The organism is Pyxidicoccus sp. M6, from assembly GCF_055568925.1.
Window position 1 is genome coordinate 12,396,961 of the sequence record NZ_CM145714.1, and the last position, 16,181, is coordinate 12,413,141.

Consider the following 16,181-nt stretch of genomic DNA (forward strand, 5'->3'; position numbering starts at 1 on the left):
ACTGCTGAAGCGCTCGGCGTCCGCTGCCTGCTTCGACTCGCGCTGAGGGAAGGGCGGAACGTGGCGCCCCGCCCTGCCCCTCAGGCCCGCGCGGCCCGCACTTCCGTCGGGCCCGAGCGTGGCAGGCGGATGCGGAACGTGGCGCCCTCACCGGGCGTGCTGTTCACCGACACCTCGCCCCCGTGCGCCTCCACGATGCGCCGCAGCCGGTACAACCCGAGCCCGAGCCCACCGTAGTGCCGCACCGGCACCGCGCGCTCGAAGCGGCGGAACAGCCCGTCCACCCGCCCCGGGGCAATGCCGATGCCGTGGTCCGTCACCACCAGCGTCGCCATGTCCGGCTCGGACTCCAGCTCCACCTCCACCGGCTTGCCGGGCCCGAACTTCATCGCGTTGGACAACAGGTGCGTCACCACCTGGGACAGCCGCGCCACGTCCCACTTCCCCGGCGTGGGCGACAGCGGCTTCACCACCAGCCGGCAGCCCACGCGCGCGGCGGCCTCCTCGGAGCGCGCCACCACCTCGCGCACCACCGACGCCAGGTCCACCTCCTCCAGGTGCAGCCTCGGCGCGCCGCCCTGCAACTGCGACACGTCCAGCAGCGACTCCACCAGGTCCGCCAGCCGCTGCACCTGCCGGTCCGCCGCCTCCAGCGCCCGCTCCAGCCGCTCCGGCGCGGACGCCACGCCCGCGCGCAGCACCCCCTGCGCCCCCTGCACGCGCAGCCGCAGCGCCGCCAGCGGTGTGCGCAGCTCGTGCGCCGCCACGCTGAGGAACTCGTCCCGCGCGCGCACCGCCTCCTGCGTCTCGCGGTACATGCGGAGCTGCTCCGTCACGTCGCCGATGATGCCGGCCATGCGCACCGCCCGCCCCTGCGTGTCCCGCAGCGCCCTGCCCCGGCTGACACAGGAGCGGAAGCCACCGGTGACATGTCGCAACCTGAATGACACGTCATACGGCACGCCCCGCTCCAGGTGCGCGGCCAGCGCGGCCAGCACGTCCGCCCGGTCCTCCGGGTGAATCAGCTCCGTGAAGGCCTCGTACGTGCCCGCGAAGTCCTCCGGCCGCAGGCCCAGCATCTCCAGCAGGCGAGGGCTCCAATAGAGCGTCTGGCGCCGCAAGTCCCAGTCCCAGATGCCGTCATAGGAGCCATTCACCACCAGCCGGAAGCGCGCCTCGCTCTCACGCGCGGTGCGCTCCGCCTGCTCCAGCAGGCCCACCCGCCGCTCGAGCTGCCGCACCATCCGGTACAGGTGCTCCTCGGTGCCCAGGTCCGAGGGCGGCGACACGTGCGCGGGCGCCCCCGAGCGCAGCTCGTGCAACAGCGCGCCCACCAGCTCGTCGCCCTCCTGCGTGCGCCGCACGAAGCCGTTGGCCCCCACGTTGTGGGCCATGCGCAAATCCAGCTCGTCCGGCGCCACCGTGTGCGTGAGGATGACGGGCACGCGCGCCAGCCGGGGGTCCTGCCGCAGCGCCAGACACAGCCTGAAGCCGTCCATCCCCGGCATCAGCGCGTCCGCCAGCACCACGTCCGGGCCGCGCCGCTTCGCCCACTCCAGCGCCGTCACGCCGTCGGCCGCCATGAGCACGTCGAAGCGCAGCGGCAACAGGTGCAGCTGGAGCAGCTTGCGGGACACCGGGTCGTCGTCCGCCACCAGCACCGTGGGCCGCGCAGACCCGGGCAGCTCGCGAGCCTCCGGCGGCAGCGCCTGCCGTACGCCCTCCACCAACGCTCCCAGTGACAACGGCCGGTCGAGGAAGCCGAGCCCCGGCAGGTCCAGATGGCGCAGCCCGTCCTGCTCGGCGGGGAAGGCCATGACGCGCAGCTGCGTGCCCGCCAGCGACAGGGCCCTGCGCAGCGCCTCCTGCCCCGCCGCCGTCCCCGCCACCAGCAGGCCCGCCGCCACCACCAGCACGTGCGCCGGCTCGGCGTGCAGCAGGGTGATGGCCACCGGCACGTCCGACAGGGCCGTCACCCCCCACCCCTGGCTCTCCAGCGCCAGCACCTGCACCTCTCGCATGGAGCCAGCTTCTTCGACGAGCAGGACGGTGGGCTTCATCACGGCGATTCGGCGGGAAGGGCGGGCAGGCAGGACGCGAGGGGCGCCCTGAGATGAAGAAAAGTCGCAGTCTGGGCACCGGGGGCCGTGAGTCAAGCCATCCGAATACAAGTGTTCTCCGGTGCAAATCGGCCAGATACCCGACCCGCCTCGGGAACACGCATCCGCGGCGCGCGTTCTTCCGACAATCCAATCCGGGGGACTTCGGACAACGTATCTCCATGACGGATGCAGCCACGGCCGCAGCAGTAGCCTCGTCAACACGGACAGCATGGGTTACCACCCTCCTGCCGTCCGGGCGCCAGAAGGCCGTGGCCGCCAGGAGACCTCCGGGGTCACTCCCTCGGGACAAGCCTTGCGACCTCTCAGACAAACCAGCGTTCTCCCGGGGCAGCACACAGGGAGCGAGGCACCCCACCCGGGTACCCGTAGACTCGGTATCTACCTGCCTACCAGGGCAATCCAGATTCTTGTGCAAGACAGTTGCATCTGCGTCACGAGCGCCCGGCTGTCCCCACGCCCCGGAGAGTCGTACCGGACCCGCCGGGTTGGTTCGTGACACAGGTGAAAATGCATGGCAGTTGCGTTAATTGAGAGGACATCATGGGAGCCAAGAAACTTGCCGCGCAGCCGAAGCTCACCGAGTTCCAGGACCGCATCCGTGCCGCGGGCCTGCGCAGCACCGCGCCCCGCGTGGCGGTGCTGAGGGAGTTGGAGAGCGCCTCCTCGCCGATGAGCCACGCCGACCTGGTGGACTCGCTCGGTGACGAGGGTTACGACCGGGTGACCATCTACCGCAACCTGACGGACCTCACCGAGGCCGGGCTGGTGGTGCGGGCGGACCTGGGGGACCACGTGTGGCGCTTCGAGCTGAAGCGCGAGGGTGAGGCGCATGGCAGCAGCCATCCGCACTTCACCTGCACCGACTGCGGCACCGTCGCCTGCCTGCCGGAGGAGTCGGTGCGCATCGCCTCGTCCAAGGGCGTGCCCAAGGCCGTGTCGCAGCGCTCCGTTGAGGTGCAGCTGCGCGGCCTGTGCGACCGCTGCGCGTGACGGACGGCGGGACCCGCCTTCGCCCCCTCGCGGGGTGAGCGGGCCCGCCCAGCTACCGGCCCCGGGCGTGTGACGTGAAGCCTCATTCAGGAGGCTGCGCGCCCGCCGGGGCCCCAAGCGCGGACGGTGGAGCCACCGCCCGCGCTCGAGCCTTCATCCGAGCTACTGGACGGTATACGCCACCGTGCCGCTGCAGCTGCCGCTCGAGTAGCAGCCGGCGCGAATCTGGTACGTGCCCGCCGTGGTGGCCTTGAAGCTGGCGAACGACAGCGTGCCGCACGAGTCGTCGTTGGACGCCACCTGCGTGGTGCCGTTGTACAGGCGCAGGTACGTGTCACCGGTGCCCGAGGCGCCCGCCACGGAGCAGGTGCCGAAGTTGAGCGTCTGGCCGGCGGCCAGGGTGACGTTGCGGTTGGTGGTGTTCTGCTGCGCGCTGTTGGTGTTGGTGGCCGTGAAGGTGAACGTCACCGGCGTGGGCGGCGGCGGGTAGCCGGCGCACAGGCGCGTGCTGGTGGCCACCGCGCAGTACGCGTCGATGGCGGGGCGCACGTAGGTGATGTCCTCGCCGCGGCAGCCCGTCTCCGTGCACTTGTTGACGATGCTGCAGCTCCCGTTGGCGACGTAGTCCGTCTCGCCGCGCACCAGGATGCCGGCCACGGTGTAGCCCGAGTTCTCGTACACGCCGGAGCCGGAGTTGCCGCCGAAGGTGTCCGTGCTGGCCACGAAGTAGTCCAGCGTCGTCGCACGCGCGTCGCGCACCGAGCCGCCCGAGTCAATCTTGAAGGGAATGCCGCTGCCGGAACCAATCACCGTCACGTTGGTGCCCGCGGCCAGCGCGCTGTTGCCCGCGCGGATGGGAGCGGGCGTGAAGCGCGGCGTGGCCACGCGGTCCAGCTTGAGGATGGCGTAGTCCAGGTTGCGGCCATTCACCGTGGCCTGCTGCCGCGCGACGATGGACGTGCACGAGAAGATGTCCGCCGTCGTCACCGTCTGCATCGCGTTGGCGGCGGTGCGGTAGAAGTTGAAGACGAGGCGCGTGCTGGTGCACGCCGACGCGCTGGTGACGCAGTGGCCCGCGGTGAGCACCAGGTCATCGTCGATGAGCGTGCCCGAGCAGAACGCCGGCGTCAGGTCGCTGAGGAAGCGCTCGGTGGAGCAGAGGTTGTAGGAGCTCTGCAGCGTGGGCGCGTTGAAGGTGACGACCCCCGTGGTGGTGTTCACCGTGTAATCCGACGTGTTCATCAGCGCCACGGTGGACTGCTGGGCGCGGGCGCGCAGGGTGGCGTCCGCGTGCGCGTACACGTCCGTGCGGTTGTCCGTGCCGTAGACGACGGGCTGCTGCTGCGTGCCCGAGGGCGCGCCGTCGGCCGGCGGCGGGGCCTCCGGAGCCGGGCCGCACGCCGCCATCGAGAGGGTACACAACAGCGTGCCGAGCAACGTCCTGCGGGTGGTGCGACGGGGGACTCGCATCGTTGGACACTCCAGGTGAGGGTGAAGGCCCCCCCGCAAAGACGGCAGGGGTGGCCATCTTCCATGCTCCCCTCGCCCGGGAATATCCGCAAACCAATCAACAAAAGAAGTATCAGCGATTCCTGCCGCTCTCGCTTATTGCAACTGAGCTACAATTTCTACGCCCCGCCAGAGGGTGATCCACGCCGCTACAGGGTGGGCGCGGGACGAATACAACCTGGCACGTTCCTTTCCGTTGGATGCTGAGCAGTCGTCTCAACTGCCCTGGGGGCCGCGCTTCCTTCGGGGTGGGGGCGGACGCATCTACTCGTCGGTGTGGAGCGGGCCTGTCTTCCCGACCGCGCCGGAGGACCGGGTGCAACCGCTTCAGACACTGCTGGTCGTGGACGACGACCTGGACATTCGAGACGCACTCCAGGACGTCTTCGAGCTGGAGGGCTACGCCGTCCTGCTCGCGGCCGACGGCCTGGAGGCACTGGCCCAGCTCCGCCAGGTGGAGACGCCGCCGCGGCTCATCCTGTTGGACCTGATGATGCCGCGCATGGACGGCTTCGCCTTCCGCGAGGCGCTCCGCCACGACGCGGCCCTGTCGGACATCCCCGTGCTGGTGGCCAGCGCGGACCTGGACGTGAAGGGCGCGGCCGAGGGACTGGACGTGGCCGGCTGGCTGCGCAAGCCGATTGACCTGTCCGAGCTGTTGACCGCCGTGAAGCGCCTCAGCCAGGCGGCCTGAGCCCTGGCCGGCCTCGCCTGCCTGCCCCCCAATCGGGAGGCTTGGGCGCGGGGCCGAGCAGGTTGGCGCGGGCCACGAGCCTCCCCACCCTTGCTCCCAGAAGTCAGACAACTGACCGAAGGGAGAGGGAACCATGAAGAAGCTCGTCGCCACGCTGGCCCTGTGCATCGGGACCGCGGCGTTCGCTCAGCAGAAGCAGGAAGCGCCGTCCCAGCAGCAGATTCCCGCGCCCGACGCGGAGAAGAAGATGGACACCGGCGTGGACGCCACCGAGGTGGGCCCCGCCATCGGCAACACGGCGAAGAAGGCCGTCGGCGCCCAGACGGAGGACGAGGGCACCTTCAAGATGGACAAGGCCATGAGCCTGTCCGGCACCATGAAGGACGCCACCGCGGACGGCGTGAGCATCGCCCGCCAGGGCCTGCCCGACGCGGACCTGGACGTGCGTGACAAGACGGTGCTGATGCTGGACGGCAAGAAGGTGGAGAAGACCGACCAGATTCCCGAGGGTTCGCAGGTTCGCGCCAAGTTCCAGCTCGAGGGCCAGGAGGCCGTCGCCCTGGAGCTGCGCGCCACCAGCCCCAAGGGCACCAAGAAGGACGTGAAGAAGTCCGAGAAGAAGGAGCCCGGCACCGGCGGCTCCGGCTCGCAGGAAGTGAAGGAAGACGCCCAGAAGGCCGGGGACGAGGTCGAGTCCACGGGCAAGGAGATGAAGCAGGACGCCCAGGATGAGCTGAACAAGTAGCTTCTTCGCTCGAACAACAACGGCGTCCGACTCCGGGCCCGCTTCCCCCACGGGAGGCGGGCCCGGTCATTTCTCCTCCCGCGCCGTGCCCTCGCGCGCCTCACGGTGGGAAGAAGTTTCACCCCGGTGGGCGCTCCTCCCGGCCAGACAGGCGCGGCGGGCCCGGTACGCGGCTTGCTGTGCGGCGGTCCAGGGAGGAATCGGTGATTCGACGACTGCTGGGCGCGTGTATCGGGGTGGTGGTGGTGACGGCGTGGGCGTGCGGTGGCTCGGACAATCCGGACCCCGTGCCTTCGCGGGACGGGGACATCGACGAGCGTCCGACAGCAGACGCGGGCACGGATGCGGGCTCCGGGGAGGACGCGGGCACCGACGCCGGCATCGACGCGGGGACGGATGCGGGCACCGACGCGGGCACGGATGCCGGGACGGATGCGGGCACCGACGCGGGGACGGATGCGGGCACCGATGCTGGAACCGATGGCGGGACGGATGGTGGCACCGACGGCGGCACGGACGCGGGGACGGGCCCAGGCCCGTGGCCCACGGACACGGTGACGAACTACTCGGACAAGTACAGCATCCGCCGGGTGCAGTCGGTGGGCGTGGACGCCGCGCACAACATCTGGGTGCTGGACGGCGCGAGCATCGGCGTGCTGCGCGCGGACACGAAGCAGCTCGTGTGGACGAGCAAGCCCGTGGGCCAGGCCGCGTCGGGCTTCGGCCGGGACAAGCGGGCCACGAACTCCACCGTCATCTGCGGCGGCAAGGCCGGCGAGGCCTACGTGGGCTACGCGTCGTTCGACCTGGAGCTCGACCCCGAGTACCCCAAGCTCCACACCAACTACATCGTCAGCCCGGGTCAGTGCTACCAGCCCGACCCGAGCGACCCGACGTGCTACTCCTTCAGCCAGCGGCGGTTCGACTACTACTCGCAGGGCGACGTCGACGCGGTGAAGCTCAACGCGGCCGGCAACGACGTGGAATTGGGGGTGCACATCTACCAGTCCGCGGGCAGCAGCCGCATCACCGGCAATACACCGCTCGGCATCCAGAACACCAACGACTACCACTACGACGAGGACCGCACCGTCTTCTCGTGCGTCCGGGTGATGAAGGGCCCGTACGCGGGTGAAATCTACATCGGCACCAACCACGGCGTGACGCGCATCCGCGACTACACGTACAACAGCCACCGGCACCCGGCCTGGTGGAAGCTGACGTGGAGGGACCCCAACGACCACAGCAAGGGCTACAGCGAGTCGCAGCGCGCGGGCTACACCTACGGGCTGGGCATCGACCAGAGCGGAAACCTGCTCATCGGCAACGACTGGAAGGTTGGCATCATCCCGCCCAATGCCTCGCTGAAGTACTGGGACGCGGAGGGCCGCAAGAGCGACATGCCCGCCGACGTGGACCCGGCCATCTACGCCCTCAACATCTTCGTGGACCCGGTCAACCCTGGCGATGATGAGAAGCGCTGGGAGGATGCCCCCAAGAACCAGTGGCGCGGCTTCCAGCAGACGAAGGACGGCCTCTACTACCTGGGCAGCCTGATTGACGGCCTCTGGGAGATGAAGCCGAAGAAGGTGCAGGACAACCCGCTGAAGTACCGCGAAGAGTCGTACCGGGCCATCGAGGGGATGGGCACCAGGAGCATCCTCTCGCTGGCGGCCTCCGAGGACGGCTCGCTCTTCATCGGCACCAAGGACAAGGGGCTGTGGCGCCTGAAGCCGGACAAGACGCTGGAGAAGGTGCAGGGCGTGAGCGGCTCCGAAATCAGCCAGCTCGTGTATGACCCGACGGTGACGCCAGGGGCGCTCTACGTCCTCTCCGACGGCCGCCTGTTCGTGCTGCGCGGCTACTGAGGCAGCACATCGACGGGAATGAAGTTCTCGGGAGGGGCGTCCACTTCATGGGTGGCGCCCCTCTCGGGCATTCAGGAGTACGGCTACCGCGCGGCCCGCGCCTGCACCTGCGGCTGGGGCTCGGTGGGCAGCCGGAGGATGAAGGTGGAGCCCTGCCCCTGCGCGGAGCGCACGGTGATGCTGCCGCCCATGGCCTCCACGATTTGGCGGGTGATGTAGAGCCCCAGGCCCAGGCCGCCGTAGTGGCGCTCGGACACGGCGCGCTCGAACTTGCCGAAGAGGCGGGCCATGCCGTCCTCGGAGATGCCGATGCCGTGGTCCTTCACGGCCAGCACCGCCGTGTGGCCCTCGCCCACCAGCGACACCTCCACCGGGCGGCCCGCGCCGTACTTCACCGCGTTGGACAGCAGGTTCACCAGCACCTGCTCCACGCGCAGCGGGTCCCACGCGCCCGTGAGCGGCCCGTCCACGTGCAGCGTCAGCACGCTGCCCGCCTTCTTGAACTCCTCCGCGAAGGCATCCGCCATCTGCCGCACGAGCTGCGCCAGGTCCATCGCGCGCGGCTCCAGGCTCAGCTTGCCCGCGGCCAGTCGCGACACGTCCAGCAGCGTGTTGACCAGTCCGCCCAGCCGCGACAACTGCCGCTCCAGCACCTGCGTGCGCGGAGCCAATTCCTCCGACAGCGCGGGCTGCGAGGAGCTCAACTGGCGCTGCAGCAATTGAAGGTGCAGCCGCAGGCTGGTGAGCGGCGTGCGCAGCTCGTGCGCGGCCACGCTGAGGAACTCGTCGCGCGCTCGCACCGCCTCCTGTGTCTCGCGCAGCGCCTGCTCGCGCACGGCCCGCTCGCGCGCGGCGCCCGCGTCGCGCTGGGCCTCCACGCGGCGGCGCTCCGTCATGTCCTCCACGTAGATGCACGCGGCCACCACGGCGCCGTCGCGGCGCACCGGGTGATAGCTGGCGCGATACACGCGCACGCGCTCCGTGCCGCCGCCGTGCTCGCGGTGGATGATTTCCACGCCCTCCAGCGCCACGCCCGTCTCCAGCACGCGGCGCACGCGGCGGATGACGTCCGCTCCGGAAGGCGTACCCTTCAGCACCTCCGCCATGGGCCGGCCGAGGTGCGCCTCGCGCGGCACGCCGTTCATGGCGGCCATCGCCTCGCTCACCTCCATGAAGCGCAGCTCCAGGTCCACGAGCGCCATGCCCAACGGCACGGTGGACATGAGCTCCGCCAGGGCCACTGGCCGCGCGTCGTCGACGGGACGCGGGCGCCCCTCTCCTCCACCACCAGAAGGCGTTGTCACGTCCGGTCCCGTGTCCTGGGCCAACCCGAGCCGCGGGGTCATGGTGTACGCGTGTGTACCAACCCCGCCTGACGGCGTCACCGCGCGCCCTCCAACCGTGTGTCCAGTCTTGGAAGAATGCACGCGCCGCGCCCGGAATCTTCCTGAAATCACGGGCGTTTCCCCGTCGCTCCGGACGCCGGCCGCAGGGAGGGCAGGCGTGCGCGAAGCACCTGCTTCATCCCACCCCCACCGGCTCTCTAGAATGGAGCCGCTCGAGCATCCCCCGGCACGGAGGAACCGAACCGAATGCGCCTGAGACGCCTCGCCCGCCGCACCACGCTCCACGCTTCCTCGGCCGCTCCCGCGTACCGGGAGAACCGCCACGGTGGACGGAACGAGCTGGTGGCCCTCAGTGGAGCGGACCCCTTCCGCACGGAGCGCCGCCTGCGCTGGAGGGACCACTTCTCCCTCTCGGAGAACGTCCTCTTCCTTTCCCACATGCACGGCGAGCACGACGGGCTGCGCATCGCGCAGCTCTCCGACGTGCACGTGGGGCAGGCGACCTCGGCCGTGCGCATCCGCCGCGCGGTGGAGGCCGTCAACGAGGCGAAGCCGGACCTGGTCTTCCTCACCGGCGACTACGTGACGCACAGCCCCAAGCCGCTGCCGCGCGTGCGCGAGCTGCTCGCGGGCCTGCAGGGCCCCGTCTACGTGGTGCTGGGCAACCATGACCACTGGGTGAACGGGCCGTACCTGCGCGAGGGCTTCGAGCGGCTGGGCTACACGGTGCTGCAGAACGAGCACCGCGTGGTGCACGTGAAGGGCGCGCCGGTGACGGTGCTGGGCATCGACGACGGGCGCACGGGCCGCGACGACGTGGAGGCCACGTTCCGCGGCGCGCCGGAGAGCGGCACGCGGCTGGTCCTGACGCACGCGCCGCCGACGGTGGAGAAGCTGCCGGCGCACGCGGGGCTGGTGCAGTTCTCCGGGCACACGCACGGCGGCCAGTTCGTGGTGCGCGGCCTCACCGAGGCCATCTTCCGCCGCGCGGGCCAGCCGTACATCAGCGGCCACTACCGCGTGAATGGCAACCAGCTCTACGTGAATCGCGGGCTCGGCTTCGGCTTCGGCGGCCCGTACCTGCGCCGCGGCAGCGAGCCCGAGGTGGCGTTCTTCACGCTGCGCAGTGAGGCCGTCGCCATCGCGAGCTGAGCGGTACGCCGGACGAGGCTGCTTCTGGATTCCGGCGCCACTGTCGCTCAGGCCGCCGGGCCGCTCACTCCGGCCTTGGGGCGTCGTTGCCGCCGGGTTACCCCCGCGGGCACGGGCCGGACTGTCATTGTCGGCAATGTGACCCTCCTACGACAACGACGCGAAGATTCTGGCCTACCTGCGCTTCTACAACGTCTCGCCGCGCTCGGCGACCGTGCCCAAACACAGCCAGGCCCACGCGGCGCTCTACCATTTCGCGTACTTCGTCAGCGGGCAGACGCCCTATCCCAACGCCGCGCATCACCTCCTGCCCTGCGAGGTTTTCATCCCGAACGAGGTGTTCACGGAGGAGGAGCTCGAAATCCTCAAGCGCGTGCCCTACGACGTGAACAACGGCAAGAACATCATCTTCCTGCCGAAGGTGAAGAAGGACTGCGCGGACCTGAAGCAGCTCTTGCGCAGCCAGTTGGGGAAGGTGTGCGCGGACTGGAAGCCGCCCCGGTCCATCCCGGATGAGTTGTTCAGGCTGCAAGATGCGTATTGGGAATACGTCGTGACGTTCGGGGAGAGCCGCCCGCTGGGGATTGGCGCCAGCATCAATGCGCTCATCAAGATCAAACTTCCGAAGCGCCGGAGGCAGATTGGGGGAGCACGTGTCTGAGCCAATGAAGGCCCATTTCATGAGCTACTATCCCTGGGTGGAGGACGACGAGGACGACGCCTTCGCATGGATTACGAAGGACTCGGACTTCCTCATGCACTGCATGGACTCGTACCTCTTGCATGAGGGAGTGTCCGTGAAGTCGTGGTTCCCCACCGACAGCGTCTTCCAGCTCTCCGACGACTACGGCATCAAGCTGACCGACTCCATTCCCAACACGCTGCACCTGCTCATCGTCTCCGAGAAGCTCAAGGCCGTGCTGGAGGAGAAGTCCGGCGCGCAGCTTGAGTTCCTCCCGGTACACATCCGTAACCACAAGGGCCGCCTCATCTCGGAGCCCTACTTCATCGCCAACCCGCTGGGCGCCGTGGAGTGCATGGACGAAGCGCGGTCCAGGTTTCGCAGGTCCGCCATCCGGCCCGACTAGGTCTTCCACTTCTATCGGCTGGCCCTGGACCCCACGAAGATTCCGCCGGACGCGAAGCTCTTCCGCATCAAGGAAAAGACCAGCCTCATCGTCGTGCGAGAGGACCTCGCGGACGACGTCCTACGCGCCGGGTGTGACGGGATGATCTTCCAGGAGATGGACGACTTTGGCCGGCAGTGGGGCAAGCTCCGCGATTGAACATGCTTTGCAGCGTCCGCCACCGCCGGTGCCGCGCTTCTGGAGAGCGCACCGGAAACAAGCGGGCAGCCGGAGGAGCCATCTTCCAAAGCGCCCTGACCCGCTGAGCGGAAGGCCCGGCCCTCAGTGCCGCAGCGGCATGCCCAGCCGGCCACCGCCGAGCCCCGGCTCGGCCTTGCGGCTGCGCAGGCTGAAGGGCCCCGAGCCGAAATACACGATGAAGAGCGCGCCTCCCGCCATGGAGAGGTTCTTCATGAAGTGGATGAGCTGGTTCTGCGCCTGAACCGGGTCCGTGACGAGCCAGAACTTGTGGACCATGAAGGCCGCGGCCACGAGGAAGACGGCGATGGCCGCCGCTCCCAGGCGGGCGAACACGCCCAGCAACACCATCAGCCCCCCCAACACCAGCGCCACACCGGACGCCAGCACCGCCGTGCGCGGCTCCGGCACGCCCGAGGACTGCGCATAGGCCGTCAGCGCCTGGAGCTGGAAGAAGTGGTTCAACCCACTGGTGATGAAGATGGCCGAGAAGAGCAGCCGGCCCAGAGGCGCTAGCACGCCCATGACGTCCTCCCTGTTTCCCTCCTCCCACCCCCTCAACCCCGGCGAGCGGAAGTCATTCTCAAGGTGGCCATGGATTCCCGCGGGACAGCGGGCGCCCGGCTGCCCGTCTGCTCTCCGACGGTAGGACAGGCTCTCCGTCGGCTTGTCCCCGCTGCGACAACTCGCCGCACGCCCACCTGTCCCGGGGTACGTATGTTGCGCGGCGTCGTGAGACCCTCTCTCGCCGTCACCCTCGTCCTCGCCAGCGCCGTGCTGCTGGTCCCCGGAGCCCCCGCCTGGGCGTGCGCCACCTGCGCCTGCGGAGACCCCACGCTCACCTCCATGGGCACCGAGCAGCCGTTCTCCGGCCGCCTGCGCCTGTCCACCACGCTGCGCGCGTGGGGCCACACCGTGGGCGAGGACAACGTGAATGCCCAGCGCCTGCGCGAGGCCCGCATGGACGTGGCCGCCGCGTACGCGCCGCTGCCGTGGCTCTTCCTCGCGGCCACCCTCCCCCTCCAGGCCCGCGAGGTGCGCGACGTGAGCCTCGCCCGCGAGCGCGGCTGGGGCGTGGGGGATTTGGAGGTCAGCGCCAAGGCCTTCCTCTTCCAGGACAAGGAGTTCTCGGCGGACCACCTCTTCAGCGTGCTGGCCGGGGTGAAGCTGCCCACCTCGCCCATGCTGCACGCGGAGGATGGGACGGAGCTGGGCCTGGACACGCAGCTCGGCAGCGGCTCGGTGGACCCGCTGTTCGGCGTGGCGTACCAGCACTTCCGGGGCTCGTGGTCCTTCGTGGCCAGCGCCACGGGCTTCCTGCCCACGCGCGGCATCCAGGGCTTCCGCGCGGGCGCGTCCGTGCGCACCACGCTCGCCGCGCAGTACCAGCCGTCGACGCGCTGGGCGGTGCGGATGGGGCTGGACGGGCGCATCGAGAAGGCCGCGGACATCCACGGCGAGAAGGAGGAGGACGGCGGCGGGGTCATCGCCTACGCGTCGCCGGACGTCCTCTTCAGCCCGGCCACGGACGTCGTCCTCTCCGCGGGCGTGCGCGTGCCCTTCTTCAACCGGCTGAATGGCCGCGTGTCCCCTACTCCCATCGCGATGATGTCCGTCGCGTACGACCTGTGAGCGCATGAAGCCCTTCGTCCTTGGCGCTGCTGTCTTCTGTCTCTCCGCCTGTGGGGGTGACCGTGTGGAGGGAATGGAGCTGACCCTCGGCGTCACCACCGTGCGTACGCGGCCCACGGAGGAGGCCGAAGGGACGCGCACCTTCGTCAATGCGCAGGGCACTCGCGCGGCCTTCTCGCGGGCCCTCGTCACGCTGGGCAGCGTGGAGCTGATGCCGTGCGAGGAGGCCGGGTGGCTGCGCCTGCTGCGCGAGCTGTCACCGGTGAGCACCGCGTGGGCGCACTCGAGCTCCAGTCCCCGGCGGCTCGGCACGCCGCATGTCCTCGGACTGGACGGCGCGGATGGGGACGTCACGGAACTGGGCGTGCTGCGTCCGCCTCCGGGGCGCTACTGCCGCGCGCGGCTCACCTTCGAGCCGGCGGACGAGGATGCACAGGGACTGGACTCGGCGACGGCGGGCGCGGAGCCGGTGGAGATGGTGGGCCGCAGCCTGCACGTGCGCGGCACGGTGTCTCCGGCGGAGGGCGGCGAGGCACAGACGTTCGATGCCATCAGCACGGGGCACTCGTCCGTGGACGTGATGCTGGACTCGCTGACGCTGTCGGAGGAGCAGCCGCATGCGTCGATTGTCTTCACCCTGGCGTGGGACACGTGGCTGGACGGGGTGAACGCGCAGGAGCCCCCCTCACGTGTGGACCTGCTCGGCAACGTGGCCCGCTCCGCATCGGTCCAGGCAGCCGTGCCATGACGTGCGCCTGCCCGCCTGCTCCTGCGCGGGCCGGCATCGCGCACGCGCATGGACCTGTGTACCGTTCCACCCGGAGCCTCGCTCCTCCGAACCATGAAACCCGAGCCTGACGCCCCCGCGCTCACCGAGCCCTCCTCTCGGGCGCGCATCAACCTGGAGTGGCTGCTGCGCCTGCGATGGGGCCTGTTGCTCGGCCAGGCGGTGGTCATCTGCGTGGCGGCGTATGGGCTGGAGTTGGGGCTGCCCGTGCCGGTGCTCGCGGCGCTGCTGGGACTGGAGGCCGTCACCAACCTGTCCGTGCGCGCGTGGCTGCACCGTGCGCGGCGGGTGACGGAGGGCACCATCGGCAAGCTGATGCTGTGGGACACGCTGGTGCTCACCGGCCTGCTGGCCCTCAGCGGCGGCACGCACAATCCCTTCACCACGCTGTACCTGGTGAACGTGGCGCTGGGCACGGTGCTGCTCCCCGCGCGGTGGACGTGGGGCCTGCTGGGCTTCACGCTCATGGCGTTCGGCTCGCTCTTCGTGCTGCAGGACGTAGAGCTGCCGGCGGGGCTGTCCCGGCCCGACCATGCCGAGCTGATGCGGCTGCACATCAACGGCATGTGGGTCGCCTTCGCGGTGGCCGCGGGCTTCATCGTCTACTTCGTCCAGCGCGTCACGCGGGCCCTGGGTGCGCGCGAGCAGGAGCTTGCGCAAGCAAGGGCGCTGCACGCGCGGCGTGAGCAGGTGGCATCGCTGGCCACGCTGGCCGCTGGCGCGGCGCACGAATTGTCCACGCCGCTGTCCACCATCGCCGTGGTGGCGAAGGAGGTGGAGCGCGCGCTGTCCGCCTCCGGCACCTCCGAGTCCGTGCGCGAGGACCTGCGCCTCATCCGCCAGCAGGTGGACCGCTGCCGCGACGTGCTGGTGCAGATGTCCGCCGACGCGGGGCAGACCACCGGCGAGCCCTTCCATGCGATTGCGCTGGGAAGGCTGGTGGAGGACACGCTCGCGGAATTGCCCGGCGCCGCGAGGGTTCGCGTGGAGGTGCCGGCCGAGCTGAGCACGTGGGAGGTCCACGGCCCGCCGCGAGCACTGGCGCGGGTGCTGCGCGGACTGGTGAAGAACGCGCTCCAGGCCACGCCCGACTCGAAGCCCGTGGAGCTGCGCGTGCACGCGGAGCAGGCCAGCGCGAAGCTGGAGGTGCGCGACGGAGGGCCGGGCATGCCAGCCGAGGTGCTCGCACGAGCGGGGGAGCCGTTCTTCACGACGAAGGCTCCGGGTGAAGGCATGGGCCTGGGCCTGTTCCTCGCGCGCACGCTGGCGGAGCAACTCGGAGGCTCGTTGGAGCTGCGCTCGGCGCCGGGCCAGGGCACCACCGCGAGCCTCGCGCTTCCGGTGGGCGGCGCGCACGCGGCGGAGGCAACGTCATGACCACCGCGCACCACCCCAGTCTCATGCTCGTGGACGATGACGCCACGCTGCGTGAGCGATTGGCCCGTGCCTTCCGCGAGCGGGGCTGGGACGTCACCACCGCCGGAGACTACGACTCCGCCCTCGCCGCCGCGCGCCGCGAGTCTCCCGAGTACGCCGTCGTCGACCTGCGCATGCCCGGCCACAGCGGCCTGGAGCTGGTGAGGGACCTGGTCGCCGTGGACGCGGCCACGCGCATCGTCGTCCTCACCGGCTACGGCAGCATCGCCACCACCGTCGATGCCATCCGCCTCGGCGCGGTGAACTACCTGCCCAAGCCCGCCGACGTGGACGACCTCCTCGCCGCCTTCGCTCGCGCCTCCGGTGAGCCGTCCATCGCCGCGTCCGAGAGCTTCGAGGCGCCCTCCCTCGCGCGCGCCGAGTGGGAGCACATCAACCGCGTCCTCGCCGACTGCGGCGGCAACATCTCCGAGGCCGCTCGGAAGCTCGGCATCCACCGGCGCTCCCTCCAGCGCAAGCTGCAGAAGTATCCACCGTCCCGCTGAGAGAATCCCACTCTCCGGGTCTTTCCGACCTCGGACTCCATCCAAGTGGACCGGCCCCTGTTCGCGAGGCCCCGCTTCGCGGTAGGTG

At 69.9% G+C, this 16,181-nt stretch carries 15 protein-coding genes; 11 read left to right on the plus strand and 4 right to left on the minus strand.

The features are described from left to right. Positions 1 to 80: 80 nt before the first annotated feature. Positions 81 to 2,060, minus strand: coding sequence for a sensor histidine kinase (locus ACVTJA_RS49000; protein WP_465831363.1), 1,980 nt, complete (start codon positions 2,058 to 2,060; stop codon positions 81 to 83). Positions 2,061 to 2,663: 603 nt separating this feature from the next. Between ACVTJA_RS49000 and ACVTJA_RS49005 the strand changes: the two genes are divergently transcribed. Then, positions 2,664 to 3,113 carry a Fur family transcriptional regulator gene (locus tag ACVTJA_RS49005; protein ID WP_465831364.1) on the plus strand — a complete coding sequence of 150 codons (450 nt, stop codon included), beginning with the start codon at positions 2,664 to 2,666 and terminating at the stop codon, positions 3,111 to 3,113. Between the two features lie 162 nt (positions 3,114 to 3,275). Here ACVTJA_RS49005 and ACVTJA_RS49010 read toward each other — a convergent pair whose 3' ends face one another. Then, positions 3,276 to 4,583: a trypsin-like serine peptidase gene (locus ACVTJA_RS49010; protein ID WP_465831366.1), complete on the minus strand. Its 1,308-nt coding sequence runs from the start codon at positions 4,581 to 4,583 to the stop codon at positions 3,276 to 3,278. A gap of 355 nt (positions 4,584 to 4,938) precedes the next feature. Between ACVTJA_RS49010 and ACVTJA_RS49015 the strand changes: the two genes are divergently transcribed. The 3 genes from ACVTJA_RS49015 (at position 4,939) to ACVTJA_RS49025 (ending at position 7,929) form a co-directional block, all read left to right on the plus strand. After that, positions 4,939 to 5,316 (plus strand): response regulator transcription factor, encoded by a 378-nt coding sequence (locus ACVTJA_RS49015; protein ID WP_465831367.1) that lies wholly within the window; start codon positions 4,939 to 4,941, stop codon positions 5,314 to 5,316. A 133-nt stretch (positions 5,317 to 5,449) separates the two neighbouring features. Beyond that, positions 5,450 to 6,061 (plus strand): hypothetical protein, encoded by a 612-nt coding sequence (locus ACVTJA_RS49020; protein ID WP_465831369.1) that lies wholly within the window; start codon positions 5,450 to 5,452, stop codon positions 6,059 to 6,061. A gap of 203 nt (positions 6,062 to 6,264) precedes the next feature. Beyond that, positions 6,265 to 7,929 carry a hypothetical protein gene (locus ACVTJA_RS49025; RefSeq protein WP_465831370.1) on the plus strand — a complete coding sequence of 555 codons (1,665 nt, stop codon included), beginning with the start codon at positions 6,265 to 6,267 and terminating at the stop codon, positions 7,927 to 7,929. A gap of 83 nt (positions 7,930 to 8,012) precedes the next feature. On the opposite strand, the gene ACVTJA_RS49030 is transcribed toward ACVTJA_RS49025, so the two are convergent. Continuing rightward, positions 8,013 to 9,233 carry a sensor histidine kinase gene (locus ACVTJA_RS49030; RefSeq protein WP_465831372.1) on the minus strand — a complete coding sequence of 407 codons (1,221 nt, stop codon included), beginning with the start codon at positions 9,231 to 9,233 and terminating at the stop codon, positions 8,013 to 8,015. Between the two features lie 288 nt (positions 9,234 to 9,521). On the opposite strand from ACVTJA_RS49030, the gene ACVTJA_RS49035 reads away from it, so the two are divergent. The 3 genes from ACVTJA_RS49035 (at position 9,522) to ACVTJA_RS49045 (ending at position 11,515) form a co-directional block, all read left to right on the plus strand. Next, a complete protein-coding gene (locus tag ACVTJA_RS49035) occupies positions 9,522 to 10,427 on the plus strand; it encodes a metallophosphoesterase (protein ID WP_465831374.1) in 906 nt (301 codons plus the stop codon). A gap of 214 nt (positions 10,428 to 10,641) precedes the next feature. Continuing rightward, entirely contained in the window at positions 10,642 to 11,088 is a 447-nt protein-coding gene (locus ACVTJA_RS49040) for an AHH domain-containing protein (protein ID WP_465831376.1), read from the plus strand. 19 nt (positions 11,089 to 11,107) lie between these two features. Further along, positions 11,108 to 11,515 carry an imm11 family protein gene (locus tag ACVTJA_RS49045; RefSeq protein ID WP_465831377.1) on the plus strand — a complete coding sequence of 136 codons (408 nt, stop codon included), beginning with the start codon at positions 11,108 to 11,110 and terminating at the stop codon, positions 11,513 to 11,515. A 321-nt stretch (positions 11,516 to 11,836) separates the two neighbouring features. On the opposite strand, the gene ACVTJA_RS49050 is transcribed toward ACVTJA_RS49045, so the two are convergent. Further along, positions 11,837 to 12,277 (minus strand): DoxX family protein, encoded by a 441-nt coding sequence (locus ACVTJA_RS49050; RefSeq protein WP_465831379.1) that lies wholly within the window; start codon positions 12,275 to 12,277, stop codon positions 11,837 to 11,839. Between the two features lie 207 nt (positions 12,278 to 12,484). Here ACVTJA_RS49050 and ACVTJA_RS49055 point away from each other — a divergent pair, with 207 nt between their 5' ends. The 4 genes from ACVTJA_RS49055 (at position 12,485) to ACVTJA_RS49070 (ending at position 16,093) form a co-directional block, all read left to right on the plus strand. Then, complete coding sequence (locus ACVTJA_RS49055) at positions 12,485 to 13,384, plus strand: transporter (RefSeq protein ID WP_465831380.1); 900 nt, start codon at positions 12,485 to 12,487, stop codon at positions 13,382 to 13,384. Positions 13,385 to 13,457: 73 nt separating this feature from the next. Continuing rightward, positions 13,458 to 14,132, plus strand: a complete 675-nt coding sequence (locus ACVTJA_RS49060; RefSeq protein ID WP_465831382.1) for a hypothetical protein — start codon at positions 13,458 to 13,460, stop codon at positions 14,130 to 14,132. A gap of 93 nt (positions 14,133 to 14,225) precedes the next feature. Then, entirely contained in the window at positions 14,226 to 15,548 is a 1,323-nt protein-coding gene (locus ACVTJA_RS49065) for an ATP-binding protein (protein WP_465831383.1), read from the plus strand. Continuing rightward, complete coding sequence (locus tag ACVTJA_RS49070) at positions 15,545 to 16,093, plus strand: response regulator transcription factor (protein WP_465831384.1); 549 nt, start codon at positions 15,545 to 15,547, stop codon at positions 16,091 to 16,093. The genes ACVTJA_RS49065 and ACVTJA_RS49070 overlap by 4 nt, the downstream gene beginning before the upstream one ends. Positions 16,094 to 16,181: the final 88 nt, after the last annotated feature.